The sequence below is a fragment of the Microvirga subterranea genome, assembly GCF_003350535.1.
Lineage (GTDB): Bacteria > Pseudomonadota > Alphaproteobacteria > Rhizobiales > Beijerinckiaceae > Microvirga > Microvirga subterranea.
Map to the genome: position 1 here is coordinate 15591 of NZ_QQBB01000007.1, position 25159 is coordinate 40749.

Genomic DNA, 25159 nt, shown 5'->3' on the forward strand with positions numbered 1-25159 from the left:
GTCTCCATCGCACGAAGCGGGATGTGAATCTTCCCTCGCTGACGCCGGGCGGCAGGATTTCCTGACCGTCTGAACTTCAATCCGGAGGCTGGACAAGACCTCCATTGAACCTTTGGTGGGGAGAGCGCCATGACTGAGCGCATTCGTGAATTCCTGCGCAACCGACGTGAGGATGGCCCCTGCGTGGTCGTCGATCTGGACGTGGTGCGTGACAACTACTCCAAGTTCGCCCGTGCGCTTCCCGACACGCGTGTGTTCTACGCCGTGAAGGCGAATCCCGCGCCCGAGGTGCTGAAGGTCCTGGCCGAGATGGGCTCGTGCTTTGACACGGCTTCCGTGGTCGAGATCGAACTCGCGCTCGCGGCCGGCGCCACGCCGGACCGGATCTCCTTCGGCAACACGATCAAGAAGGAGCGCGACGTCGCCCGCGGCCTCGAGCTCGGCGTGCGCCTCTTCGCGGTCGACTGCGAGGCGGAGGTCGAGAAGATCGTGCGCGCGGCGGCTCTGGTCGGCGTGCCGGCCCGGGACGTGAAGGTGTTCTGCCGCATCCTCTGCGACGGCGCCGGCGCCGAATGGCCGCTCTCGCGCAAGTTCGGCTGCGTGCCGGAGATGGCGGTCGACGTGCTGGAGCATGCGTACCGGAATGGGCTCGAGGCCTATGGCGTCTCGTTCCATGTCGGCTCGCAGCAGCGCAACACGGAAGCGTGGGATCAGGCCCTCGGCTCTGCCTCCACGATCTTCCGGGAATGCGCCGATCGCGGCATCCACCTGTCGATGGTCAATCTCGGCGGCGGCTTCCCGACGAAGTACCTGAAGACGGTCCCGATGGTCGAAGCCTATGGCGAGTCGATCTTCCGGGCGCTGTCGAAGCACTTCGGCAACCGTCTGCCCGAGACGATCATCGAGCCAGGCCGCGGCATGGTCGGCAATGCCGGCATCATCGAGGCTGAGGTCGTCCTGATCTCGAAGAAGAGCCAGGAGGAGGACGAGGTGCGCTGGGTCTACCTCGACATCGGCAAGTTCGGCGGTCTCGCCGAGACGATGGACGAGTCGATCCGCTACCCGATCCGCAGCGAGCGCGACGGCGACCGCAAGGTTCCGTGCGTGCTGGCCGGTCCGACCTGCGACTCGGCGGATGTTCTCTACGAGAAGGAGCCTTATCCGCTCCCCATCTCGCTGGAGATCGGCGACAAGGTGCTGATCGAAGGCACGGGCGCCTACACGACCACCTACTCGGCGGTCGCGTTCAACGGCTTCCCGCCGCTCAAGTCCTACGTGATCTAACTCACGTCCCGCCTGCCTCAGGGTCTGAGGCAGGCACCAACCCCAAAAGTTGTCCCGGACGGCCTGCTTATCCGTAAGCAGGTGCGAGGGCTGTCGCTCACCCCAAGCCCTGGGAGGCCACGGCCATGATCACGATCCGCGAAGAATCCTTCCGCGATGTGGAAGCGCGCGAGGCGCTTCTCGATGCCTGCTTCGGACCCGAGCGGTTCCAGAAGACCTGCGAGCGCCTGCGCGAAGGCCGCCTGCCGGCCGAGGGCCTGTCCCTCGTGGTCGAGCAGTACGGCAACATCATCGGCACGGTCCGTCTCTGGCACGTTTCGGCGGGCCCGAACCGGCCGGCGCTGATGCTGGGGCCGATCGCCGTCGACCCGTCGCGCCAGGGGCTCGGCGTGGGCGGGAAGCTCATGCGCGAGGCGCTCAGGCGCGCTGCCGACCGCGGCCATAAGGCCGTACTCCTGGTGGGCGATGCGCCCTACTACGAGCGCTTCGGCTTCACCACCGCGACGACCCAGGCCCTCTGGATGCCCGGCCCCTACGAGCGCGGACGGTTCCTGGCGCTGGAACTCGAAGCCGGCGCCCTCGACGGCGCTCGCGGTCTCGTGTCGGCCACCGGCATCATGGAGCAGAAGCCCGATCTCGCGATGCTGGTCGCTGCGGCGGCCCAGGGAGGCGCCGTAAGTCTCGGCCGCGCTTTCTAAATCCCTTTCAACGATTGACGCGCGCCGCACCAGAAGGAATGGTGCGGCGCGCGTTCGTTTGCCACCGATCAACCCCAACCCCGGCAGCTTGCCGATGAAGGAGAACCATCGATGACCAACTGGCCCGTCTACGGCCGCATCTCCGGCCCGATCGTGATGATCGGCTTCGGATCGATCGGCAAAGGCATGCTGCCCCTGATCGAGCGCCATTTCGAGTTCGACAGGAGCCGTTTCGTGGTCGTCGATCCGAGCGATGCCGACCGGCACATGCTCGACGAGCGCGGCATCAAGTTCGTCCACCAGGGGCTGACGAAGGAGAACTACCGTCAGGTGCTCGAACCCCTGCTGACGCAGGGCGGTGGCCAGGGCTTCTGCGTGAACGTGTCGGTGGACACCTCCTCGCGCGACATCATGGAGCTCTGCCGCGAGGTCGGGGCGCTCTACATCGACACGGTGGCCGAGCCCTGGGCCGGCTTCTATTTCGACAAGAGCGCCGGACCGGCGGACCGCACCAACTATGCGCTGCGCGAAATCATTCTCGACGCCAGGCGGCGGAACCCGGGCGGCACGACCGCCGTGTCCTGCTGCGGCGCCAATCCCGGCATGGTGTCCTGGTTCGTGAAGCAGGCCCTGCTCAACCTCGCCCAAGACCTGAAGATCGAGCACGACGAGCCCAAATCCCGCGAGGAATGGGCGCGCCTGATGCAGAAGGTGGGCGTCAAGGGGATCCACATCGCGGAGCGCGACACGCAGCGCGCCAATTCCGAGAAGCCGATGGGCGTGTTCGTCAACACCTGGTCGGTCGAAGGCTTCGTGTCGGAGGGGCTGCAGCCGGCGGAACTCGGCTGGGGCACGCATGAGACGTGGATGCCCGAGAATGCCGGGACCCACGACAAGGGCTGCCAGGCGGCGATCTACCTGCTTCAGCCGGGCGCCGACACCCGCGTGCGCTCCTGGACACCGACCGCCCAGGCGCAGCATGCCTTCCTGGTAACGCACAACGAGTCGATCTCGATCGCTGACTTCTTCACGGTTCGCGACGGCGAAAAGGTCGCCTATCGTCCGACCTGCCACTACGCCTATCATCCGTGCAACGAGGCCGTGCTGTCCCTACACGAGATGTTCGGCAAGGCCGGCAAGGCGCAGGAGAAGTTCCACATCCTCACCGAGGACGAGATCGTCGACGGCATCGACGAGCTGGGCGTGCTCCTCTACGGCCACGGCAAGAACGCCTACTGGTATGGCTCGCAGCTCTCCATCGAGGAGACACGCAGGCTCGCGCCGTATCAGAACGCCACCGGGCTGCAGGTGACCTCCGCCGTGCTCGCCGGCATGGTCTGGGCCCTCGAGAATCCGAACGCCGGAATCGTCGAGGCGGACGACATCGATTTCCGCCGCTGCCTCGAGGTGCAGATGCCCTATCTCGGCCCGGTGGTCGGCGTCTACACGGACTGGACGCCGCTCGAGGGTCGCCCAGGGTTCTTCCCGGAGGATATCGACACCTCCGACCCGTGGCAGTTCCGGAACGTTCTGGTACGGTAAGATCGTTCATTATAGCCCGGGCGCCGCGAGGCGCCCGGGTCCGGCGACCGAGGAAGTCAGGCATGCCCCATTTCGAGGAATTCTACGCCGACAAGCTCCGGGGCTCGCTGGGGGTCAGGGATGCGGAATCGGTCCTCGATCTGCGCAACGCCTCCCGCGAACAGGCGGCGGCCTCGATCCAGGACATGCTGGAGCGAAGCCGCTTCGCGCAGAGCAAGACGGTCGCGATCCGGCTCGCGCCTCCGCCCGAGGGCGGCGGGGAAACCCTCTTCCAACCGGTCGGCAAGGCGCTCCTCGAAGCGAAGAAGCGCGGCTGGGTCGACCGCCTGCAGACCCTTCCGGCGCAGGATGGCCTCGGCTTCTACATCGCGCTGGCCGGCAAGCCTGCCTCGAAGGACTGATCAGGCCTGCGCTTCCCTGCGGGGCCGCGGCCGCCGGACGAGGCTGCGGACGAACCCCGCCAGCAGCAGGAGGCCGCCCCAGACGGCCACGAACCCGGCCGCTCCTGAGACGATGCCCTCCGACGTGACGGGCACGGCGGGCTCGAAATCGCGGTAGGCCGCCCGCATCACATCCTCATCCCCGTCCCGGACCATCAGGGCGACCCTCCCGAAGGGGCCCGCGTCCAGCATGGCCTGCCGATGGGCCTGAAGGCGGTCGAGGCGCTCCACATTGGCCTGCATCGCGGCGCCCTGGCGGCTGGCCAGATCGTCGGCGTTGCCCCGCAGACGCGCGATGGCGCTCTCGCGATTTTCCCCATGGGCCTGGGCATCCGCGTCGAAGCGGCCGACGATCTGGCGGAGCTCATCGATCGCGCCGCCGAGGCGCTGGCGGTATTGCTGGGAGTATTCCGGTCCCTGGGAGGCGACGACGCCCCCCAGAAGGCCGAGCCCGAAGGCAACGATTCGCGTGATCCGGGGCAAGCGACACCTCCTCAAGGATCAAGAGCGGCGCCGATATCCTGTTCCACGATTTCGTCGAGGGGCTTCGGAACCTTGTAGGCCTTCGTCTTCGCCCCCGGCTCCATGACGAGGATGACGGTCTCGGTGCCCGGGCAGGCCGGATCGGCGCACACAATTTCGTTGACCGCGAAGCTTGCATCCGGGCCGGCTCGAAGGGCCTTGCGGGCCAGATCCTTGACGCGCTCGATCGCCGCCCGATCGGCCTTGGGCCGCCCGAAGGCATTGCGGAGAAAGCCGAGACCTGCCATCGGGCTCAGGTGGGAAGCGTGAGGATGCCGGCCTTGCCGTCCTCGCACCCGAAGGCGAGGCGCTTGCCGGCCTTGTCCCAGGCCATGGCCGTGATGCCGCTTCCGGCCACGGCCGGGCGCACCAGCAGCTCGGAGGCATCGGCCATGCGGATGAGCAGGATGCAGCCGTCCTCGTAGCCGACCGCCAGCACGTAGGTGTTGGGATGGAACGCCACCCGGCTCACCTTGGCGGGGCGCACGCCGCATTCCCGCGGCTGCTTGCCCATGGGGCCTTCCTTCGATTCGAAGGGCCAGACGATCGCCGCTTCCGCCCCCGAGGTGGCGAGCCACTTGCCGTCATGGGACCAGGAGAAGGACCGGGTCTTCGATGGATAGCCGCTCATGCGCATGTGCCCCTTGTCGGGGATCAGGCGCCAGCCGTGCAGGGCATTCTCCTGCATGGAGGTGACGACGAAGCGGGCGTCGGGCGACCAGGTGACGTCGAGGTGCGAGCCCTTCCAGTCCAGCACTTCGGGCTTGGCCTCGACGTTGGGAAACCACAGGGTCGCGCCGTTGTAGTGGGAGATCGCGAGCCGGTAGCCCTTCGGGGCGAAAGCGAGGCCGCGGGCGGTCGAGGGAACCTCAAGGGTCTTCTCCTTGCCCCGGTCGTCGCGGGCGATCACGCGCTTGCCGGCCCCGTACGCGAAGGCGCCGCTCGGGCTCAGGGCGAGGGAGTCGATCCATGCGCCCTTGGTTTCGGCCAGCGTCTGGGTCGAGCCGTCCGACCCCGTCACCGCCACACGACCGTCGTCGCCGCCGGTGACGAAGCGCTCGCCGTCGCTCGCCCCGACCAGAATGCCGGCATCGGGATGAGCCTCGACCCGATGGGTCTCGCCGTCCCTCGCCAGCACTACGCCGCCGTCGGCGAGGCCGAGGGCGACGGTGCCCTTGAGCCAGCCGAGGGCGGTCACGTGCGCGCCCGCATCGATCGTCGTGACGCTCTGGGTCAGAGACGGAGCAGTTCCAGCAGTCATTCAGGCAATCCCTTCAGGGGGAGCGATAGCACAGGATCGCGGGTTCTGCGCAAGGGCAGGCGCACTCACGCCGCGGTCGCGAGGAAGCCTTCGCGGATCGCCTTCTCGTTCAGGTCGCGGCCGATGAAGACCACCTTTGAGCTGCGCTTCTCGCCCGGCTTCCAGTCGCCCTGCACGTCGCCGTCGAGGATCATGTGCACGCCCTGGAAGACGAAGCGCTTCGGCTCGTTCGGGAAGGCCACGATGCCCTTGCAGCGCAGGATGTTCGGGCCCTCGACCTGGGTCAGGTTCGAGATCCAGGGCATGAACTTGTTCGGATCGACCTCGCCGTCGATCGCCACCGACACGGACTGCATGTCCTCGTCGTGGTGGTGATGATGGCCCTCCTCGAGGAAATCGGGCTCGATCTCGATGATGCGGTCGAGGTCGAAGGCCTTGCGGTCGAGCACTTCCGAGATCGGGATGGCGCAGTTCTGCGTCCGGTGCACCTTGGCGTAGGGGTTGATGGCGCGGATGCGGGCCTCGACCTCCTCCAGCTCCTTCTCGGACACGAGATCGATCTTGTTGAGGATGATCACGTCCGCGAAGGCGATCTGGTTCTTGGCCTCGGGCGCGTCCTTCAGGCGGTCGGACAGCCACTTGGCGTCCGCTACGGTCACCACCGCGTCGAGGCGGGCGGTGTCGGACACGTCCTGGTCCATGAAGAAGGTCTGGGCGACCGGAGCCGGATCGGCGAGGCCGGTGGTCTCGACGATGATGGCGTCGAACTTTCCTTTTCGCTTCATCAGGCCGTCGAGGATGCGGATCAGGTCGCCGCGAACGGTGCAGCAGATGCAGCCGTTGTTCATCTCGAACACTTCCTCGTCGGCGCCGACGACGAGCTCGTTGTCGATGCCGATCTCGCCGAACTCGTTGACGATGACGGCATATTTCTTGCCGTGCTGCTCGGTCAGGATCCGGTTGAGAAGCGTCGTCTTGCCGGCGCCGAGATAGCCTGTGAGCACGGTGACGGGGATCTTGTCGGACATCGGATGTTCCATCGGTCTTTGGAGACGAAAACCGCCCCCGGGATCGCCGGGGACTTCAGAATATCGGTCAGCTCGACAGGGCCGAGCTGAAGGCCCTTATATTGTGTCGCATCATGTCAATGTAAGTCCCGGCCGGACCCTTCTCGTCCGAGAGGGCGTCGGAATAGACCCGCTCGCCGATCCTGGCGCCGGTCTCCTTGGCGATGCGCTCCATCAGGCGCGCATCGGACACGTTCTCCACGAAGACAGCCGTGATCTTGTCGCGCTTGATCTGCTGGATGATCCTGGCCACGTCCTTCGCCGAGGCCTCGGAATCGGTCGATACGCCCTGGGGGGACACGAAATCGATGCCGTAGGCGTCTTCGAGATACCGAAAGGCGTCATGCGAGGTGATGATCCGACGGCGATCCGGCGGGATCTGCTCCACGAGGGCCTTCACCTCCCGGTCGAGGGCGTCGAGCTGGCCGAGATAGGCCGTCGCATTGGCCTCATAGGCGGACTTCCCGGCCGGGTCGGCGGCGATGAGGGCATCCCGGATGTTGGCGACATAGATCTTGGCATTGGCGACGTTCTGCCATGCATGGGGATCCGACCCGCCATGCCCGTGGCTGTGGCCGTGATCGTCGTCCCCCTTGAGCGGCTTCACGCCCCGCGCGGCCTCCACGATTGCGGCCTTCGTGCCGGAGGATTTCACGAGCCGGTCGATCCAGCCCTCGAACTTGAGGCCGTTGGCGACGACCACCTTGGCCTCCGTCAGGCGCCTGCCGTCAGCCGGGGTGGGGGAATACACATGCGCATCCCCGTTCGGGCCCACGAGGGTGGTGACCTCCGTGCGCTCGCCGCCGACCTGGCGCACGAGGTCGCCCAGGATCGAGAAGGTGGCCACGACCTTCAGCTTCTCCGACCCCTGGGCGCGGGCCGATAGTGGCAGGGCCGCCAGAGCGAGGCATCCCAGCAGCAGCGAAACGGCGTTCCGGCGTGTCGGCATCGGCTGAACTCCTTGTCGGTGAAGGGGGCGGGTCAGGCTTCGAGGTGACGGCGCGGCCAGGCGAGCCAGAGCAGGCCGCCCTCGCGGCCGAGGACGAGGGAGGCCGCATAGACCGCTCCCGCGGTCAGAATGATCGCGGGGCCGGCGGGCAGCTCGGCATGATAGGACAGGAGCAGGCCGCCGATCCCCGACACGATGCCGATCAGCACCGACAGGAGCATCATCATGGTGATGTCGTTGCTCCAGAAGCGCGAGGCGGCTGCCGGGAGCATCATCATGCCGACGGCGAGCAGCGTTCCAAGGGCGTGGAAGCCGCCGACGAGGTTGAGCACCACGAGGCCGAGGAACATCAGGTGGGTCGGCGTTCCGGTGCGGCTGACCGAGCGCAGGAAGGTCGGGTCCACGCATTCCAGCACGAGGGGACGGTAGAGGACCGCCAAGGCCAGCACCGTGACGGTGGAGATGCCCGCGATCAGCAGCAGCGTGCTGTCGTCGAGGGCCAGCACCGTGCCGAAGAGCACATGCAGCAGGTCCACGTTCGAGCCCCTCAGGGACACGAGCGTGACGCCGAGCGCCAGCGACAGCAGGTAGAAGGCTGCGAGCGATGCATCCTCCTTCAGGGCCGTGAACCGGGAGATGAGGCCGGCCGCCACCGCCACGACGACGCCCGCGAACAATCCGCCGATGGTCATGGCCGGCAGGGACAGGCCAGCCATGAGATAGCCGACGGCCGCGCCCGGCAGGATCGCGTGGGCCATGGCGTCGCCCGTCAGGCTCATCCGGCGCAGCATGAGGAAGACCCCGATCGGGCCGCCGCCCAGCGCAATGGCGATCACGCCCACGAGGGCGCGGCGCATGAAGTCGAATTCCGCGAAGGGGCCGTAGAGGAGCTCGATCACGCGGCGCCCCTCTCGCAAGGAGCCGCATGGGGATCGTAAGCCTCGACCATCCGGCGGGCGCGCAGGAGGTTCTCCGGGCTCAGGACCTCCTGTGTCTCGCCCCAGGCCACGGGCTCGCGGGCGATGAGAAGGGTCTGCGGGAAGACGCGCTTCACCGTGTCGAGGTCGTGCAGCACGGCCACCACGGTGCGGGACTCCGCATGCCAGCGGCGCACCACGTCGAGCAGGTCGGCGGTGGTCTTGGCGTCGATGGCCGTGAAGGGCTCGTCCAACAGGATGACCGGGGAATCCTGCAGCAGAAGGCGCGCGAAGAGGGCGCGCTGCATCTGGCCGCCGGACAGGGTCGAGATCGGCCGGCGCTCGAACCCGATGAGGCCGACGGAGGCGAGCGCCTGCTCGACCCGGGTGCGGTTCTTGGCGCCGATGCCGCCGAACAGGCCGGCGCGGGACCAGAGGCCCATGGCGACGAGGTCGTAGACCGAGAGCGGGAAGGAGCGGTCGATCTCGGCCGCCTGCGGCAGATAGGCGATGGGGGCGCCGGCGGCTCCGGTCAGGTCGATCCGCCCCTCCAGCGGACGCAGGGTGCCGACGATCCCCTTGAGCAACGTCGACTTGCCGGCGCCGTTGGGGCCGACGATCGCCGTCAGGCTCCCGGAGGCGATCTCGCCGTCGAGGTGATGGACCGCCGGGCGCCGGCCGTAGCCGAGGGTCACCTCATCGAAGCGGATGGCGGCGGAATTCTTGTGCATCGGCTACGCCATGACCAGGAAGACCAGCAGCCACAGCGCACCGAGGAGGACGCCGGCACCCGCAAGCCGCTCCCAGGCCGAGAGGCGCAGGAGCGAGAAGGTCGGTGCCGCAGCAAGCGCCCGTGGGGCGTGGTGGTGGTGATGGTGGTGATGCGCCATTCCGTTCAGATAGAACGGATTTTTCGCCACTTCCAGAGGGCGTATAGTATTTTATACGCATTTTTTGGTTGCAGGGTATTTGCCCTGCAACCTCAGAAGGCAGGGTGGTACTGGTAGAGCCAGGTCTCGCTCAGGACCTCATCGCCGTTGCGCAGGTAGCAGCGCATCTCCACCGGCTCCGTTCCCGTGACCGTCAGGTCGAATTGGGTGCGCCAATGGCCGGGCACGTTGTCGGGCACGGCCTCGGTCAGGATGTTGGCGAACTCGCCGCGCGACGCGGTCAGCACCGGACGCGGGATGACGCCGCTCGGAAGCTTCGTCAGGGGGGCTCCTAAGAACTCCACCATGAACTTGCGCACACCCTTCGGCCGGACGGTGCCGGCCTGGCCGCCGTTGCCGAGGCGGGTCGCCACTACGCGGGCGAGCGGCGTCGGATAGGGCTCCTCGGCCGACCAGTGCATCTTGTAGCGGAACTCGAAGGACTGGCCCGCCTTGGCCGGCTCCGTCGGAACCCACATGGCCACGATGTTGTCGTGGATCTCATCGTCGGTCGGGATTTCGACGAGCTGGATCGTGCCCTTGCCCCAGCCGCCCTCCGGCTCGATCCAGAGGGAGGGGCGACGGTCGTAATAGACGCCGTCGAGGTAGTGGTCGAAGTTGCGGTCGCGCTGGAGCAGCCCGAAGCCCTTCGGGTTCTCGTCCGAGAAGGCGGAGGTGATGATCCGCGGCGGGTTGTTGAGGGGGCGCCAGATCCGCTCGCCGGCGCCGGTCCACATGGCGAGCCCGTCGGAATCGTGGATCTCCGGCCGCCAGTCGATGGCGGTGGCCTTGGCCTTCTCCGAGTACCAGTACATGGAGGTGAGCGGCGCGATCCCGAGGCGGCTCACGTCCTGGCGCAGGTAGACGGCGGCATCGATGTCCATAACGACGTCGGCGGCGCGGGTCATGATGAACCGGTAGGCGCCGGTCACGCTCGGGCCGTCGAGGAGCGCATAGACCGTCACGGTATTGGAATCGGGCTGGGGCGTCTCGAAATACACGTGGGTGAAGTCGGGGAATTCCTCGTTCTTGCCGAAGACTGCCACGTCGACTGCGAGGCCGCGGGCCGAGAGGCCGTACTGGTAGAGTTCGCCGATGGCGCGGAAATAGGAGGCTCCCAGGAAGGCGACCCAGTCGTTCTTGCGCCAGTCGAGCTTGCCGTTACGGGACTCCTGGAACCGGAAGCCCGCGAAGCCCGAGTTGTCGGGCAGCTTGTGGGCCGGGGAATCCGCCGGCATGTCGAAATAGTCGCTGTCGTAGATGATCTCGCGGGCCTGCCCGCCCTCGACCACGTGCATGCGCACCGGCTTCTGGAAGAAGCGCCCGAGGTGGAAGAACGTGACCGGGAACTGGCTCGGGCCGTTGGCCCAGAGGGCGAGGTCGGTCTTGAACCTGATCTTGCCGTGCGCGTCGTAGTCGATCTGCTGCAGGACTTCCGGCGCGGGGCGCGGCGGCGCCTCGTAGGGCCGGCTCGCCATGCTCTGCGCGCGCTGCTTCAGGGCGTCGAACGAGATAGGGGCGGGGGCTCCGACCTTCAGGCTCTCCTGGGCCAGGGCCTTTGTGGAAAAGCCCGTGGCGGCGAGGCCTGCGGTGGCTGTGGCGAATTGCAGGAACTGACGGCGATCGAACATGGGACGCGATGTATTGACCTGTGGAGACAAGACCCCTACCCACCAAGGCGGCAGGATTAAGACCCTCATATCCTCTTGAGGTTTCGACGTCAGCCGCCAAACTAGGCTCACACACAGGCGTCGCGCTGCCGGCGCCACAAAATCAGGGAGCTACGCCATGCGTTCCACCTTCAAGCGCCGCCTTTTCGGCGCTGCCACGGCCCTCGCGCTCGCGGGAGCCAGCCTGCCCGCCCAGGCGCAGGACTTCATCAACATCCTGACCGGCGGCACCTCCGGTGTCTATTACCCGCTCGGTGTGGCCCTCTCCAAAGTCTTCACGGAGAAGATGCAGGGCAGCCGTCCGTCCGTGCAGGCCACGAAGGCGTCGGTCGAGAACCTCACGCTCCTGCAGCAGGGCAAGGGCGAGATCGGCTTCACCCTGGGCGACAGCCTGGCCATGGGCTGGGCCGGCGACGAGGAGGCGGGCTTCAAGTCCAAGCTCGACAAGCTGCGCGGCGTCGCGGCCATCTATCCGAACTACATCCAGATCGTGGCCTCGAAGGATTCCGGCATCAAGACGCTGGCGGACCTCAAGGGCAAGCGCCTCTCCGTCGGCGCGCCGAAATCCGGCACCGAGCTCAACGCCCGGGCGATCCTGCAGGGCGCCGGCCTGACCTACAAGGACCTCGGCAAGGTCGAGTACCTGCCCTTCGGCGAGTCCGTCGAGCTCATGAAGAACCGCCAGCTCGACGCGACCCTCCAGTCCGCCGGCCTCGGCGTGTCGTCGATCCGCGACCTCGCCACCTCGGTGCCGATCGTGGTCGTGGAGATCCCGGCCGACATGATCCAGAAGGTCGGAAACCCCTACGTGACCGCCACCATCCCGGCCAACACCTACGAGGGCCAGAGCGCTCCGGTCACGACGGCCGCGGTGGTGAACTACCTCGTGACCCATTCGGGCGTGAAGGACGAGACCGTCTACCAGATGACGAAGTCGCTCTTCGAGAGCCTCCCGGAGCTTGCCGCCGCGCACGCGGCCGCCAAGGACATCAAGCTCGAGAACGCCCTCTCGGGCATGCCGGTGCCCGTGCATCCGGGCGCCCAGCGCTACTTCGACGAGAAGGGCGTGAAGAAGCAGGGCTCGTAAACCTTCAATCCATTTGACAAAGCGGCCGGGGCGGGTGAACTGCTCCGGCTTTTTCATGTCAATAATGAAACCCGAACGGGAGATCTCGCGCCATGAGCCAGGGTGTGAACGCGTCTGAAGTCGCTGAACTGGAGGCGCCGTCGACGCCTGCCAACCCTGAGCACGGGCTGCCGGAGAATTTCGGCACCGGCCTTCTCGGCACGCTCCTGTTCTGGATTGCGGTCTCCTTCTCCACCTTCCAGATCATCACGGCGTTCGGCATCCCGCTCGATCATTCGCTGATCGGCGGCATTTCGATGATCCACATCATCGGCGCGGGATTCGTCGTCTGGGCGGCATGGCTCGTGGTCTTGCGCATGAGGGGGCGCAACGTCATGGGCGGTCTGCTCGGACTGATCGCCCTGGCCGTGACCTACGGGCTGATCCTGAAGTTCCCGGGGAGCCTGCCGAGTCAGGTGGTCCGCACGCTGCATGTGGGCTTCCTCTGCCTCGTGGCCGGCGCCATGCTGGCGAACCACAAGGCCCACACCCCGCTGGCCAAGGCCTTCGGCTGGGCGGTCGGCCTGCTCGGCTTCGCCATCGGGCTCTATCACTGGGCGCTGTACGAGGAACTCCTGATCCGCTCCGGCGAACTGACCCAGCTGGACCTCGTCGTCGGCATCGCGGCCATCGCGGTCCTGTTCTATCTCGTCTGGCGCGTGATGGGGCCGGCGCTGCCGATCGTCGCAGGAATCTTCCTGGCCTACTGCCTGTTCGGCAACTATCTGCCGGCGCCCTTCGATCACCGCGGCTATTCCCTGGAGCAGGTGATCGAGCACATGTCCTTCGGGACCGAGGGGCTCTACGCCACGCCGACCCTGGTGTCGGCCACCTACATCTTCCTGTTCATCCTGTTCGGCGCCTTCCTCGAGCGCGCCGGCATGATCCAGCTCTTCACCGACATCGCCATGGGGGCCTTCGGCGGCGCCCGCGGCGGACCGGCCAAGGTAGCGGTGTTCTCGTCGGCCCTGATGGGCACGATCTCCGGCTCCGGCGTCGCGAACGTAGTCTCGACCGGCCAGTTCACCATCCCGCTGATGAAGCGTTTCGGCTACAAGCCCGAATTCGCCGGCGGCGTCGAGGCGACGGCGTCGATGGGCGGCCAGATCATGCCACCCGTCATGGGCGCCGTAGCCTTCATCATGGCCGAGACCATCGACGTGCCTTACGTCGAGATCGTCAAGGCGGCGATCATTCCGGCGATCCTCTACTACGCCTCGGCCTTCCTGGCCGTGCACCTGGAGGCCGGCAAGTCCGGCCTGATGGGCCTGGCGCGCTCCGAGCTGCCGAGCGCCTGGAGGGCTCTTCGGGAGAAGTGGCACCTCATCCTGCCGCTGGCGGTTCTGGTTTACCTCCTGTTCTCCGGCTACACGCCGCTCTTCGCAGGCTCCATCGGCCTCGCCCTGACCGTGGTCCTGATCCTCGCGGGCGCTTTGGCCATGGGGCTGGTGAGCGAGACCATCCGCCTCGTCTTCTGGGTCGGGCTCGGCCTGCTCGCCGCGGCCTTCCTCTGGGCCGGCGTGACCCTCGTGCTGGTCCTCGTGGCGGCGCTGGTCGTGATCAGCCTCTTCGTGCGCGGCGGTCCCGAGACGCTGGAGGCCTGCCGCGACGCCCTCGCGGACGGCGCCCGTCAGGCGCTTCCCGTCGGCCTTGCCTGCGCGGTGGTCGGCATCGTGATCGGCACGATGACGCTGACCGGCATCGGCACGATCTTCGGCAACTGGGTGGTGTCGATCGGCCGTGACTCGCTCATTCTGAGCCTGGTGCTGACCATGTTCGTCAGCCTCGTGCTCGGCATGGGCATTCCGACGATCCCGAACTACATCATCACCTCGTCGCTGGCGGCTCCCGCGCTCCTGACGCTCGGCGTGCCGCTGATCGTCTCGCACATGTTCGTGTTCTACTTCGGCATCATGGCGGACCTGACGCCTCCGGTAGCGCTTGCGGCCTTCGCGGCGGCGCCGATCGCGAAAGCTTCAGGCTTCAAGATCGGCTTCCAGGCCTTGCGCATAGCCCTTCCGGGCTTCGTGATCCCCTACATGGCGGTCTACGATCCGACCCTGATGATGCAGCCGGTGGCGGGGCTCGAAGGCTGGGCCTTCTGGGCCAGCGTCGCCTACATGGTGGTGAAGGCCGGGCTCGCGGTCCTGCTCTGGGGCATCGCCTCGGTCGGCTATTTCCGTGTTCGCATGCCCTGGTGGGAGCGCATCGGCGCCGCCATCGCGGCAGGCTTCCTGGTGCTGGCGCTTCCGATCACCGACGAGATCGGCTTCGGCCTCGCGGCGCTCGTCATCGGCTTCCACTACTGGCGCAACCGCCAGGCTCCGGCGGTCGCGGCGGGCCGGTGATCTGCCTCGTCGCCGGCAAGGTGATCGCGCCCCTGATGGCGGGCGCGATCACGCTGGCCTGGACGCATTCGGTCGAGAAGATCCTCTGGGAGGAGGATTGGCGCTCAGGCGCGGCGGGTCTGGAACTCCTGGAGGCGCGGGTGCGCGGCTCCGGGGCCGGCATGGAGCCGCCGCCGGAGGCCCGGTTCAAGGAGGGGGTCTATTCCTGGCGCCCCTCGGTGCCGCCTCAGAGGGAGATCGTGCTGCGCCGCTCGGGCGCCACCGCCGACTGGCGGATCTGCATCGCTGGTCAGTGCCGGCCGATGGACACTTACGTTCCGGCCGAGGCCGACCCGGTCGTCATGAAGCCATGCGAGAGGCCTTAGGCGCGCCCGCTGATCGGCTCGACCGTGGTGCAGCGGCGCCAGAGGTTGAGGAGGATCCAGGCGCCGAAGAGGCTGAACAGCGCCATCAGGATGTAGCCGACGACCTCGCCCAGCTCGAACAGTCCCGCGATGGCCCAGCCCGCCGCGATCGCGACCCCGAACACTTCCGTGCCGATCAGGATCATGATGCTGACGATGGTGATCAGGTTGCGCCAATTGGTGCCGGTCGGCTGTGCCACGGTCGTGTGCTCCATTCTTTGACGGAAGGGACTACCCTAAACGCCCCCTTCGGTGCAAGTTTCCCCTCCCTCTCATAACGTCACGTCCATGCCCGAAACTCCCGTCTTCTCCACCGCCGCTGTCGCGGCACCCCATACCCTCGCGGCCGAGACAGGCCAGACCGTGCTCGCCGCAGGCGGCAACGCCATCGAGGCGATGGTCGCCATGGCGGCCACCATCGCAGTGGTCTACCCGCACATGAACGGGATCGGAGGCGACGGCTTCTGGCTCGTGCGGGAGCCCAACGGGCGGGTCCACGCCCTCGACGCCTCGGGTCCGGCCGGAGCGCTCGCGACGATCCGGCGCTACCGGGACAAAGGCTATGACGCCATTCCGGCCCGCGGAGTGGACGCGTCCCTGACGGTGGCCGGCGCCGTCGGCGGGTGGGAGCTGGCGCTCGAGCTCGCCCGCGCCCTCGGGGGCCAGATGCCCCTCGACTTGCTGCTGGGGGACGCGATCCGCCATGCCCGCGAAGGATATGCGGTCTCCGGCTCCGAAGCCCGGTTCAGGACGAGCGAGGAGGCGGCGCTCTACGCGGTCCCGGGCTTTGCGGAGGCCTTCCTGACCGAGGGAAAGCGGACGCCGGCAGGCACCCTGCGCCGAGTGCCCCGTCTCGCCGACACCCTGGAGCACCTCACCCATACGGGCCTGCGCGACTTCTACCGCGGCGATGTCGGGCGGGAGATCGCGTCCGATCTCGAACGGGCCGGCGCGCCGATCACGCGCCGGGACCTCGAGACCTATCAGGCGCGGGTCACGAAACCCCTGGAACTGCGCCTTGGCGGCGGAACGGTCTACAACCTGCCGCCGCCCACCCAGGGCCTGACCACCCTCATGATCCTCGGGATGTTCGAGCGCCTCGGCTCGTTCCGGGCGGAGACGCCCGAACACCATCACGCCCTCATCGAGGCCTCGAAGCGGGCTTTCACGATCGGAGACCGGATCGTGGCGGATCCGCTGAACATGGTGCACGACGCAGCGGCGTTCCTGACCGCGTCCGCCCTGGAGCGGGAAGCTGCCCTGATCGACATGCGCCGGGCCGCGCCCTATCCGCTGCCGCGCTCGCCCGAGGGCGACACGATCTGGATGGGGGCGATCGACAAGGACGGCCTCGCGGTGTCCTACATCCAGTCGGTCTTCTGGGCGTTCGGCTCGGGCTGCGTCCTGCCGGCGACCGGCATCCACTGGCACAACCGGGGCGCCGCCTTCTCCCTCGACCCGGCAAGCCGCAACCGGCTCGAGCCGGGCCGCAAGCCATTCCACACCCTCAACCCGCCGCTCGCCGTGTTCGACGACGGGCGGGTCCTGTCCTTCGGCACCATGGGCGGGGAGACGCAGCCGCAGATCCTCGGCCAGATCTTCACGCGCTATGCGAATTTCGGCATGGGGCTTGCGGATGCGGTCGATGCGCCGCGCTGGCTGCTCGACAAGGGCAAGGGTATCGCGCCCGCGTTGGTCAGGCTCGAGGGTCGCTTCGACCCGGGCCTCGTCCGGGGACTTTCAGCCCTCGGGCACGAGGTGTCGGAGCTCACCGAACCCTACATCGACAATTTCGGCCATGCCGGGATGCTGGTGCGCCACCCGCGTAACGGCCGGGTCGAGGCGACGCACGATCCCAGGTCGGATGGCGGCGCCCTGGGGCTGTGAGGCTGCCTAGCTCGCGCTCGCCGAGGCCCACAGCCCGAACAGCAGGCTGAGTCCCAGCACGAGCACGAAGGCAGCGGCCAGGAGTTCGATCCCGGCAATCGCTACCGCGCCCGACAGGCCGCGGCCTCCGGCCATCCGCAGGGCCGCCGCCTTGGCGAAAACCGCCAGGGCCGCGATCGCTCCCGTGGTCAGGGCGGTGCCCAGCGCCATGGCGAAGGTCGCGGCGATGCCCGCGGCGAACAGGCCTTGCGAGAGGGCGAAGACCAGTACCACGAGCGCGCCGGCGCAGGGGCGGATGCCGGCCGCGAGCGCCACGCCCGCCATGTCCCGCCACCGGGTCAGGCGGCGCAGCTCCTCGGGCGGCGGCATGTGCACGTGGTCGCAATCGTCGGCCTGCGGGCCGGCCTGCGGGTTTTTGGACAGGGTCACGAGGCCCGTCACCTTGCCGGCCTTGCGCCAGGTGACCGCGGCTCCCAGGAGCGCCACGGCCGCGAAGCTCAGCAACTCTACCCCCTTCGTCACCTGGTTCATGGTGGCGGCGGTGGAGCGGAACACGACGGCGATCACGCTCACGAGCAGGATGGCCACGAGCGCCTGGACGAGAGCCGCCGCGAGGCTCAAGCCGAACCCCTTGGCGAGCGCCCGCTCGTCCGCCACCAGATAGGCCGCGATGACCCCCTTGCCGTGGCCGGGGCCGGCCGCGTGGAAGACCCCGTAGGCGAAGCCGATCAGGAGCAGCGGCCAAATGGCCGAGCCTTCGCTCTTCAGGGAGCCCACCGCCTGCTGCAGGCTGCGGTAGAAGCCGCTCTGAACCTCCAGGATATAGGCCCCGAGGCTGCCCGACGGGGCGGCCTCGCGCAGGCCCATGCCGAAGGGGTTGCGCACCGGAGGGGCGGCGGCCGGAGCGAGCCACCAGGCCAGGAGGGCAGCGACGCCCGCAACCACCGCGACGGCCGCCCCCGCGAGAGCGAGGCGGGACCAGAAGCGGGATTTGCCGGGCGTGGCGAGGCTGAGGGGCTCGGCCGTTACGGACATGCCACGATGGCCCTGTTGGCGAACTGGATGCCGAAGGAGGACGAGGCGGTCAGCGTCTCGAAGAAGGCCTCCGTCAGGTTCTGCTGCTGGGCCGCCTCGGCCGCCTTGGCGCGGGTGATGTTCGTGGCGCAGCCCTGCGGAGCGCTCGTGAGCTTCACCGCATCGTTGCCCTCGGCCAGTGAGAAGGCCACGAAGAAGGTCGGGTCGTAGATCTCCAGCGCCGCGGTCTTGGCCGAGGCCGGCGCCCTCAAGGGCAGGAAGTAGCTCAAGGTGACGGCCTCGTCGGCATGGGCCATGGCGTAGTCGCGCGGGGCACCGAAATCCTGCTTCTTGCCGTTGGCCTTCAGCACGGTGAAATAATCGAATTCGACGAGCGATTCGGTGTTTTCCTTGGCCAGATCCTTCAACTCGTCGGGCGTCAGCTTGCCATCGCCGTTCTTGTCGAGGCCTTGCGTGATATAGGCCGAGTAGGCCTTGTCGAAGGTCCAGGCATGGCGCACGCCGGTGACCTTTCCGTCCGGGTCGTAGACCAGTTCGGCCTTGGCGGTCACCCAAACGTGAGGATGGGCGAGGGCGGGAGTGGTCCATGCTCCGATCAGAGCGACCAGAAGCGTAAGGGGCCTGAGGCGGTGTGTCATCTGCTCAACCTGTCTTGCGACGCGGGGAGGCCGCGAACCGGCCGATGGCGACCCTGACGCATCATGGTTAATGGAGGCAAAACAGAGGCGGCGTCGATTGACGTCCCTGACCATATATGTCAGCATTGCTGACTTAAATCAGACAAGAAGAAGACCGGAAAACCGGCAGCGGAGCAGAGGCTCCAGGAGGATACGGACGATGGCCGGCAGCCCTGTGGCGCTCCGTGACGTTACGCTCGACGACAAGTTCGACCTCACCAAGGACCGGGTCTTCATCACTGGCACGCAGGCTGTCATCCGCATGCTGCTCATGCAGCGCGAGCGGGACCGCCTCGCCGGCCTGAACACGGCTGGCTTCGTGTCGGGCTATCGCGGCTCGCCGCTCGGCGGCCTCGACCAGAATCTCTGGCGCGCCAGGAAGTGGCTGGAAGCCGCCAACGTGGTCTTCCAGCCCGGCCTCAACGAGGAGCTTGCCGCGACCGCCGTCTGGGGCTCACAGCAGGCGGAGATCCGCGGCGACGGCAAGTACGACGGCGTCTTCGGCATGTGGTACGGCAAAGGGCCGGGCGTCGACCGCTCCGGCGACGTCTTCCGCCACGCCAACATGGCCGGCTCCTCGACGCATGGCGGTGTCCTGGCCCTCATGGGCGACGACCACACGGCGGAATCCTCCACGGTCGCGCACCAGTCTGAATTCCACTTCGTCGACGTGATGGTCCCGATCCTGAATCCTGCAGGCGTTCAGGAGATCCTCGATTACGGCCTCTACGGCTACGCCATGAGCCGCTTCTGCGGCACCTGGGTGGCGTTCAAGTGCGTGAAGGAGAACATCGAGTCGACGGCCTCCGTCGACGGCTCCCTCGACCGGGTGAAGATCGTCATGCCTGACGATTTTCTGATGCCGCCCGGCGGCCTCAACATCCGGGCGCGCGACGGCGTGCTCGACCAGGAGGCACGGCTCCAGGACTTCAAGCGCGACGCCATGCTGGCGTTCGTGCGCGCCAACAACCTCAACCGCATCGTGCTGTCGGGCGGGCGCAATCCGAAGATCGGCATCATCACCGTCGGCAAGTCCTATCTCGACGTGCGCCAGGCCCTGGACGAGCTCGGCCTCGACGAGGTCAAAGCGAACGACATGGGGCTGCGTCTCTACAAGGTCGCCTGCCCGTGGCCGCTGTCGCAGCGGGAGCTCGTCGACTTCGCCAGGGGGCTCGACCTTGTGATCGTGGTCGAGGAGAAGCGCTCCCTGATCGAGGTGCAGCTGCGCGAGGAGCTCTACGGCACCGCCAACCAGCCGCTCTGCATCGGCAAGAAGGACGAGGCCGGCAACTGGCTCTTCCCCGTGAAGGGCGCGCTCGATCCCAACGACATCGCCATCGCGATCGGCGAACGGCTGCTCAGGTACCACAACAACGACGACCTGCGCGGACGCGTGGCGCGCTTGGCGCAGGCGCAGGAGGTGCTGGCGCTCACCAGCGACGTCGCGACCCGCGTGCCGCATTTCTGCTCGGGCTGCCCGCACAACAGCTCCACCAAGGTGCCCGAGGGCATGCGCGCCTATGCGGGCATCGGCTGCCACTACATGGTGCAGTGGATGGACCGCGCGACCGACGGCTTCACCCAGATGGGCGGCGAAGGCGCGAACTGGATCGGCGAGGCGCCGTTCTCGAACCGCGGGCACGTGTTCCAGAATCTCGGCGACGGCACCTACAATCATTCGGGCGTGCTGGCCCTGCGCTGGTCCGTCGATACCAAGACCAACGTCACCTACAAGATCCTCTACAACGACGCTGTCGCAATGACGGGCGGGCAGAAGCACGAGGGCGGGCTCACGGTCGACATGATCGCCCGGCAGGTGCGTGCCGAGGGCGTCGAGCGCATCGCGCTGGTGACCGACGAGCCGCACAAGTACCCGAAGTCGATCCAATGGCCGTCCGGGATGACGATCCACCACCGGGACGAGCTCGACGCCGTGCAGCGCGAGCTTGCCGGCATCCCGGGCGTCACGGTCATGATCTACGACCAGACCTGTGCGTCCGAGAAGCGCCGCCGCCGCAAGCGCGGCGAGTTCCCGGATCCGGACAAGCGGGTCATCATCAACGATCTCGTGTGCGAGGCCTGCGGCGACTGCTCGGTGCAGTCGAACTGCGTGGCGGTGCAGCCGGTGCAGACCGAGTTCGGCCGCAAGCGCCAGATCGACCAGTCGAACTGCAACAAGGATTTCTCCTGCGTGAAGGGCTTCTGCCCGTCCTTCGTGACGGTGCACGGCGCTAAGATCAAAAAGGCTGCGCCCGACACGATCGCCATGGACGGCGCCACGTTCCGGCCGCTGCCCGATCCGGTGATCCCGGCGATCGACCGCACGTTCAACGTGATCGTGACGGGCGTCGGCGGCACGGGCGTCGTCACCATCGGGGCGATCCTCGGGATGGCGGCGCATCTCGAAGGCAAGGGCCTGGGCATGATCGACATGGCCGGCCTCGCCCAGAAGGGCGGCGCGGTCTACAGCCATGTGCGCCTCGCCAACTCCCAGGATGACATTCACGCGATCCGCGTCACGGCGGAGGCAGCCCACCTCGTGCTCGGCTGCGACCTCGTGGTGACCGGCACCAAGAAGGTGCTGGCCTCGGTCAAGAAGGCGCAGACCGCGCTCGTGGTGAACACCGCCGAGGTGATGCCCGGCGAGTTCACCCGCAACGCCGATTTCTCGCTGCCGACGGAGCGCCTGAAGCGCGCCATCGCGTCGGCGGCCGGCGAGGGCGCGGCCTTCGTGGATGCCACGAACATCGCCACCACGCTCCTCGGCAATGCAATCGCGGCCAACATGTTCATGCTGGGCTACGCCTACCAGACCGGCCGCGTGCCGCTGACCGCCGCCGCCATCGAGAACGCCATCGAGCTCAACGGCGAGGCCGTGAAGATGAACCTTGCGGCCTTCACCTGGGGCCGCCGCGCGGCGGCGGAACCCGAGGTGATGGCGAAGCTGATCGCCGAGCTGAAATCCCCCGGCGACGAGTTCAAGCTCTCCGACAGCCTTGACGAGGTGATCGACAGGCGCGCCGCCTTCCTCACGGGTTATCAGAGCGCGCGCTATGCGAAGCGCTACCGGGCGCTGGTGGACAAGGTGCGGGCGGCTGAGACCAAGGTCGCGCCGAGCGGGACCACGCTGACGGATGCGGTGGCGCGCTCGCTGTTCAAGCTGATGGCCTACAAGGACGAGTACGAGGTGGCGCGGCTCTATACCGACGGCCATTTCGAGCGTCAGGTCGCGTCGGCGTTCGAGGGCGAGAACCTCACTTACGAGTTCCACATGGCGCCGCCCGTCCTGGCGCGGAAGGATCCGGTCACTGGCCTTCCCAAGAAGATGAGCTTCGGCCCGTGGATGCTGAAGGCCATGCGGGTGCTTGCCCCCCTCAAGGTCCTGCGCGGCACGCCCCTCGACCTGTTCGGCTACACGCACGAGCGCCGCACCGAGCGCCAGCTCATTCGGGACTACGAGGGTTTGGTTCGGGAAATCCTGGAGAAGCTGACGCCGGACAATCACGCGAACGCCGTCGGCCTCGCGGGCATCCCGCAGAAGATCCGGGGCTTCGGCCACGTCAAGGAGCGCAATCTCAAGGCCGCGAAGGCCGAGGAGGCGGAACTGCTGGCCCGCTTCCGCACCCCGGCACAGCCGCTGCCGATGGCGGCGGAGTAGGGCGGGCGCTAGTCCAACCGCCAGTCGATCGGCTCCAGGCCCTTTTCCTTCAGCCACGCATTGGCGCGGCTGAAGGGGCGCGTCCCTCGAAAGTCGCGCAGGCGATTGAGCGGGGAGGGGTGCCCGGCTTCGATCACGAGGTGCCTCGTCCGGTCCACCTGAATCGCGTGCTTGCGCGCCGATCCGCCCCAGAGCAGGAACACGACGGCGGGCTGATTCTCGGAGACCGCGGCGACGGCCTCGTCCACGAGTTCCGCCCAGCCGAACTTCAAATGCGCTCCTGCCTTTCCGGCCTCGACCGTGAGCGCCGTGTTGAGCAGCAGCACGCCCTGTTTCGCCCAACGCGAGAGATCCCCGGACTTCGGCATGGGCTGGCCCAGATCCTCGGCCATCTCGGCCAGGATCGTGCGCAGGGAGGCCGGCAGCCGCCGCGACCCGCGATACGAGAACGCGAGCCCATGGGCGTCGCCCGGGGTCGGGTAGGGGTCCTGCCCGAGGATCACCACCTTCACCCGGTCGAGCGGCGTCAGCACGAGGCTGGTGAAAACCAGGTCCGGCGGCGGCAGAACCTGCGCTCCCCCGGCGATGACCGCATCGACGCGGGCGGCGACCCGCTCGGCGGCGCCTCCCGCGAAGAACGGGAGGGTGCGCCAGGCGACGGCGCCGGGATCGGCACGAAACGCCGCGAGCGCCTGGGTGACGGGACCTGTCATCGATCTGGAGCCTTTCGTGAAGAAGGTTTCGGCGCCGACTAACGGAAAGCTTTCCGGAAGAAAACAATCTTCGCGCAGGCCTCGGCCCCGGTGACGAAAAACCGTGCAGAATTGCCCGGGTTCCCGTTGCGGGAGAGCGTCGACAGCATGTTACTTCTGTGACACGTTGCTGGTCTAGGTTCACCCTGGCCATCCGTGGACCGCACCTTACGCAAGGATTATCTGACTATGCTGCAAAGCCGTTCCGTCGCAGCCTTTCGCGCCGGCCTCCTGGGCCTCTCCCTCCTGGTCTCGGGTTCGGTTCTCGCTCAGGAAGCCGTGACCATCCGCTTCGTCCAGACCAACGACATCGATCGCATGAGCCCGGAGAAGGGGCGCGGCGGCTTCGCGCGGCTGGCGACGGTCGTGAAGGAGGAGCGCGCCAAGGGCAACGCGTTCTTCATCCATGCGGGCGACACCCTCTCGCCCTCGCTCCTGTCGGGCTTCGACAAGGGCGCCCACGTGATCGACATCCTGAACAGGATGGGAGTCGACGCCATGGCTCCGGGCAATCACGAGTTCGATCTCGGGCCCGACGTCTTCCGGGCCCGCATGGCCGACGCCAAGTTCGACGTGCTGGCCACCAACATCGTCGACGGCAACGGCCTGCCGGCCAACACCAAGGCCGACAAGATCGTGGACGTGCAGGGCATCAAGGTGGGCTTCTTCGGCCTCACCACCGAAGACACGCCGATCGCGTCGAGCCCGGGCGACATCAAGTTCCGCTCGACCATCGACACGGGCCGCGCCAAGGCCAAGGAACTGCGCGAGAAGGGCGCGGACATCGTGGTCGCCATCGCCCACACGCCGCTCGAGGTCGACATGATCCTCGCCCGCTCCGCCGGCGCGGACGTGATCATCGGCGGCCATGACGAGCACCTGCTCGCCTTCTATGACGGCAAGGTCACCCTGACGGAGTCGGAATCCCAGGGCAACTACGTCGTCGTGACCGAGCTCGCCGTCACCAAGGCCACCAAGGACGGCAAGACCTCCGTCACCTGGTCGCCGAACTTCCGCATCGTCGACAGCGCGACCGTCAAGCCCGATCCGGAGATCGAGGCGGTCGTGAAGGGCTACGAGGACAAGCTCTCCAAAGAACTCGATGTCGAGATCGGCCTGACCGAAACCCCGCTCGACAGCCGCCGGGCGACCGTGCGCGGCGGCGAGGCCGCCATGGGCAACCTCGTGGCCGATGCCATGAAAGCCGCGGTCGGCGCGGACGTGGCCATCACCAATGGCGGCGGCCTGCGGGCGGACAAGCAGTATCAGGCCGGCCAGAAGCTGACCCGCCGCGACATCCTCTCGGAAATGCCGTTCGGCAACACGACCGTGCTCCTGGAGCTGACCGGCGACAAGCTGAAGGCGGCGCTGGAGAACGGCGTGAGCCAGGTGCGCGAGCTCGGCGGACGCTTCCCGCAGGTCTCCGGCATGGTGGTCGAGGTCGATCTCAAGGAGCCGGTCGGCAGCCGCGTGAAGTCCGTGAAGGTCAACGGCGAGCCGCTCGATCCGGCCAAGACCTACAAGGTCGCCACCAACGACTTCATGGCCCGCGGCGGCGACGGCTACCGCGCCTTCACGGACGGCAAGCAGCTCGTCGACGTATCCGCCAGCCAGCTCATGGCCGGCCAGGTCATCGATTACGTCACGAAGGCGGGCAAGGTCGCCCCGAAGGTGGAAGGTCGCGTCGTTCTTCGCTAACCTAACGTCAAGTCTGTCGGAGACGCCGGGACCATGAGGTCCCGGCGTTTTCGTTGGAACGCCGGCCCGACGTGACCATGGGGCGCATCGAAGCGGGACTTCCGTAAGGGTATGCCCGGACGTGCGGACAGAAAGGCGTTCTCCCGCTCCAAATTTAGAGTTCATGGACACTCTCGGCTGTGCCATGGTGCGTGGCAGCACAGCTCAGAAAACCAGAGCGACCCCACCGTTGCAGGCTCCTACGCGTTCGTTTCCCTCAAGTTCGGCCCTCAGACGGCAGAAGCGGTCGCTGACG

Annotated in this window: 23 protein-coding genes; 10 read left to right on the top strand and 13 right to left on the bottom strand. The window is 67.2% G+C overall.

The window, feature by feature from the left end; translation table 11 throughout:
* Positions 1–129: 129 nt before the first annotated feature.
* From DES45_RS17545 to DES45_RS17560, 4 genes are all read left to right on the top strand, one after another.
* Positions 130–1284 carry a type III PLP-dependent enzyme gene (locus DES45_RS17545; protein ID WP_114771343.1) on the top strand — a complete coding sequence of 385 codons (1155 nt, stop codon included), beginning with the start codon at positions 130–132 and terminating at the stop codon, positions 1282–1284.
* Between the two features lie 125 nt (positions 1285–1409).
* Positions 1410–1982, top strand: a complete 573-nt coding sequence (locus DES45_RS17550) for a GNAT family N-acetyltransferase (RefSeq protein ID WP_114771344.1) — start codon at positions 1410–1412, stop codon at positions 1980–1982.
* A 111-nt stretch (positions 1983–2093) separates the two neighbouring features.
* Positions 2094–3524 carry a homospermidine synthase gene (locus DES45_RS17555; RefSeq protein WP_114771345.1) on the top strand — a complete coding sequence of 477 codons (1431 nt, stop codon included), beginning with the start codon at positions 2094–2096 and terminating at the stop codon, positions 3522–3524.
* 62 nt (positions 3525–3586) lie between these two features.
* Positions 3587–3925: a hypothetical protein gene (locus DES45_RS17560; protein ID WP_114771346.1), complete on the top strand. Its 339-nt coding sequence runs from the start codon at positions 3587–3589 to the stop codon at positions 3923–3925.
* On the opposite strand, the gene DES45_RS17565 is transcribed toward DES45_RS17560, so the two are convergent.
* The 9 genes from DES45_RS17565 to DES45_RS17605 form a co-directional block, all read right to left on the bottom strand.
* Positions 3926–4447 (bottom strand): DUF2937 family protein, encoded by a 522-nt coding sequence (locus DES45_RS17565; protein WP_114771347.1) that lies wholly within the window; start codon positions 4445–4447, stop codon positions 3926–3928.
* Between the two features lie 11 nt (positions 4448–4458).
* Positions 4459–4734 carry a hypothetical protein gene (locus tag DES45_RS17570; RefSeq protein WP_114771348.1) on the bottom strand — a complete coding sequence of 92 codons (276 nt, stop codon included), beginning with the start codon at positions 4732–4734 and terminating at the stop codon, positions 4459–4461.
* A gap of 5 nt (positions 4735–4739) precedes the next feature.
* Positions 4740–5747: a WD40 repeat domain-containing protein gene (locus DES45_RS17575; RefSeq protein ID WP_114771349.1), complete on the bottom strand. Its 1008-nt coding sequence runs from the start codon at positions 5745–5747 to the stop codon at positions 4740–4742.
* Positions 5748–5812: 65 nt separating this feature from the next.
* On the bottom strand, positions 5813–6775 hold the full coding sequence (locus tag DES45_RS17580) for a CobW family GTP-binding protein (RefSeq protein WP_114771350.1): 963 nt from the start codon (positions 6773–6775) through the stop codon (positions 5813–5815).
* A gap of 67 nt (positions 6776–6842) precedes the next feature.
* The gene (locus DES45_RS17585) at positions 6843–7763 is read right to left on the bottom strand and encodes a metal ABC transporter substrate-binding protein (protein ID WP_114771351.1); all 921 of its coding nucleotides are present in this window, start codon (positions 7761–7763) and stop codon (positions 6843–6845) included.
* A 32-nt stretch (positions 7764–7795) separates the two neighbouring features.
* Entirely contained in the window at positions 7796–8662 is an 867-nt protein-coding gene (locus tag DES45_RS17590; RefSeq protein WP_114771352.1) for a metal ABC transporter permease, read from the bottom strand.
* Entirely contained in the window at positions 8659–9411 is a 753-nt protein-coding gene (gene aztA, locus DES45_RS17595; RefSeq protein ID WP_114771353.1) for a zinc ABC transporter ATP-binding protein AztA, read from the bottom strand. The genes DES45_RS17590 and aztA overlap by 4 nt, the downstream gene beginning before the upstream one ends.
* Before the next feature lie 3 nt (positions 9412–9414).
* A complete protein-coding gene (locus DES45_RS25220) occupies positions 9415–9570 on the bottom strand; it encodes a hypothetical protein (protein ID WP_170151548.1) in 156 nt (51 codons plus the stop codon).
* Positions 9571–9662: 92 nt separating this feature from the next.
* Positions 9663–11240 carry an OpgD/OpgG family glucan biosynthesis protein gene (locus DES45_RS17605; protein WP_114771355.1) on the bottom strand — a complete coding sequence of 526 codons (1578 nt, stop codon included), beginning with the start codon at positions 11238–11240 and terminating at the stop codon, positions 9663–9665.
* 157 nt (positions 11241–11397) lie between these two features.
* Here DES45_RS17605 and DES45_RS17610 point away from each other — a divergent pair, with 157 nt between their 5' ends.
* The 3 genes from DES45_RS17610 to DES45_RS17620 all read left to right on the top strand — a co-directional run bounded on the left by DES45_RS17610 (position 11398) and on the right by DES45_RS17620 (position 15118).
* Positions 11398–12366: a TAXI family TRAP transporter solute-binding subunit gene (locus DES45_RS17610; RefSeq protein WP_114771356.1), complete on the top strand. Its 969-nt coding sequence runs from the start codon at positions 11398–11400 to the stop codon at positions 12364–12366.
* A 92-nt stretch (positions 12367–12458) separates the two neighbouring features.
* Positions 12459–14753 carry a TRAP transporter permease gene (locus DES45_RS17615; protein WP_114771357.1) on the top strand — a complete coding sequence of 765 codons (2295 nt, stop codon included), beginning with the start codon at positions 12459–12461 and terminating at the stop codon, positions 14751–14753.
* Positions 14750–15118 carry a DUF1850 domain-containing protein gene (locus tag DES45_RS17620; protein ID WP_114771358.1) on the top strand — a complete coding sequence of 123 codons (369 nt, stop codon included), beginning with the start codon at positions 14750–14752 and terminating at the stop codon, positions 15116–15118. The genes DES45_RS17615 and DES45_RS17620 overlap by 4 nt, the downstream gene beginning before the upstream one ends.
* On the opposite strand, the gene DES45_RS17625 is transcribed toward DES45_RS17620, so the two are convergent.
* On the bottom strand, positions 15115–15303 hold the full coding sequence (locus DES45_RS17625; protein WP_245571790.1) for a hypothetical protein: 189 nt from the start codon (positions 15301–15303) through the stop codon (positions 15115–15117). The two genes, DES45_RS17620 and DES45_RS17625, sit on opposite strands and share 4 nt — an antisense overlap.
* 142 nt (positions 15304–15445) lie before the next feature.
* Here DES45_RS17625 and DES45_RS17630 point away from each other — a divergent pair, with 142 nt between their 5' ends.
* Positions 15446–17044: a gamma-glutamyltransferase family protein gene (locus DES45_RS17630; RefSeq protein ID WP_114771360.1), complete on the top strand. Its 1599-nt coding sequence runs from the start codon at positions 15446–15448 to the stop codon at positions 17042–17044.
* Positions 17045–17050: 6 nt separating this feature from the next.
* Here DES45_RS17630 and DES45_RS17635 read toward each other — a convergent pair whose 3' ends face one another.
* Together DES45_RS17635 and DES45_RS17640 are read right to left on the bottom strand one after the other, a co-directional pair.
* Positions 17051–18079 carry a nickel/cobalt transporter gene (locus tag DES45_RS17635; RefSeq protein ID WP_114771361.1) on the bottom strand — a complete coding sequence of 343 codons (1029 nt, stop codon included), beginning with the start codon at positions 18077–18079 and terminating at the stop codon, positions 17051–17053.
* Positions 18070–18717, bottom strand: a complete 648-nt coding sequence (locus DES45_RS17640) for a DUF1007 family protein (RefSeq protein ID WP_114771362.1) — start codon at positions 18715–18717, stop codon at positions 18070–18072. Before DES45_RS17640 ends, DES45_RS17635 begins: the two co-directional genes overlap by 10 nt.
* A gap of 199 nt (positions 18718–18916) precedes the next feature.
* Between DES45_RS17640 and DES45_RS17645 the strand changes: the two genes are divergently transcribed.
* On the top strand, positions 18917–22414 hold the full coding sequence (locus DES45_RS17645) for an indolepyruvate ferredoxin oxidoreductase family protein (protein WP_210272428.1): 3498 nt from the start codon (positions 18917–18919) through the stop codon (positions 22412–22414).
* An 8-nt stretch (positions 22415–22422) separates the two neighbouring features.
* On the opposite strand, the gene ung is transcribed toward DES45_RS17645, so the two are convergent.
* On the bottom strand, positions 22423–23127 hold the full coding sequence (gene ung / locus DES45_RS17650) for a uracil-DNA glycosylase (RefSeq protein WP_114771363.1): 705 nt from the start codon (positions 23125–23127) through the stop codon (positions 22423–22425).
* Positions 23128–23355: 228 nt separating this feature from the next.
* Here ung and DES45_RS17655 point away from each other — a divergent pair, with 228 nt between their 5' ends.
* Positions 23356–24864 carry a bifunctional metallophosphatase/5'-nucleotidase gene (locus DES45_RS17655; protein WP_114771364.1) on the top strand — a complete coding sequence of 503 codons (1509 nt, stop codon included), beginning with the start codon at positions 23356–23358 and terminating at the stop codon, positions 24862–24864.
* The last annotated feature ends 295 nt before the right edge of the window (positions 24865–25159 follow it).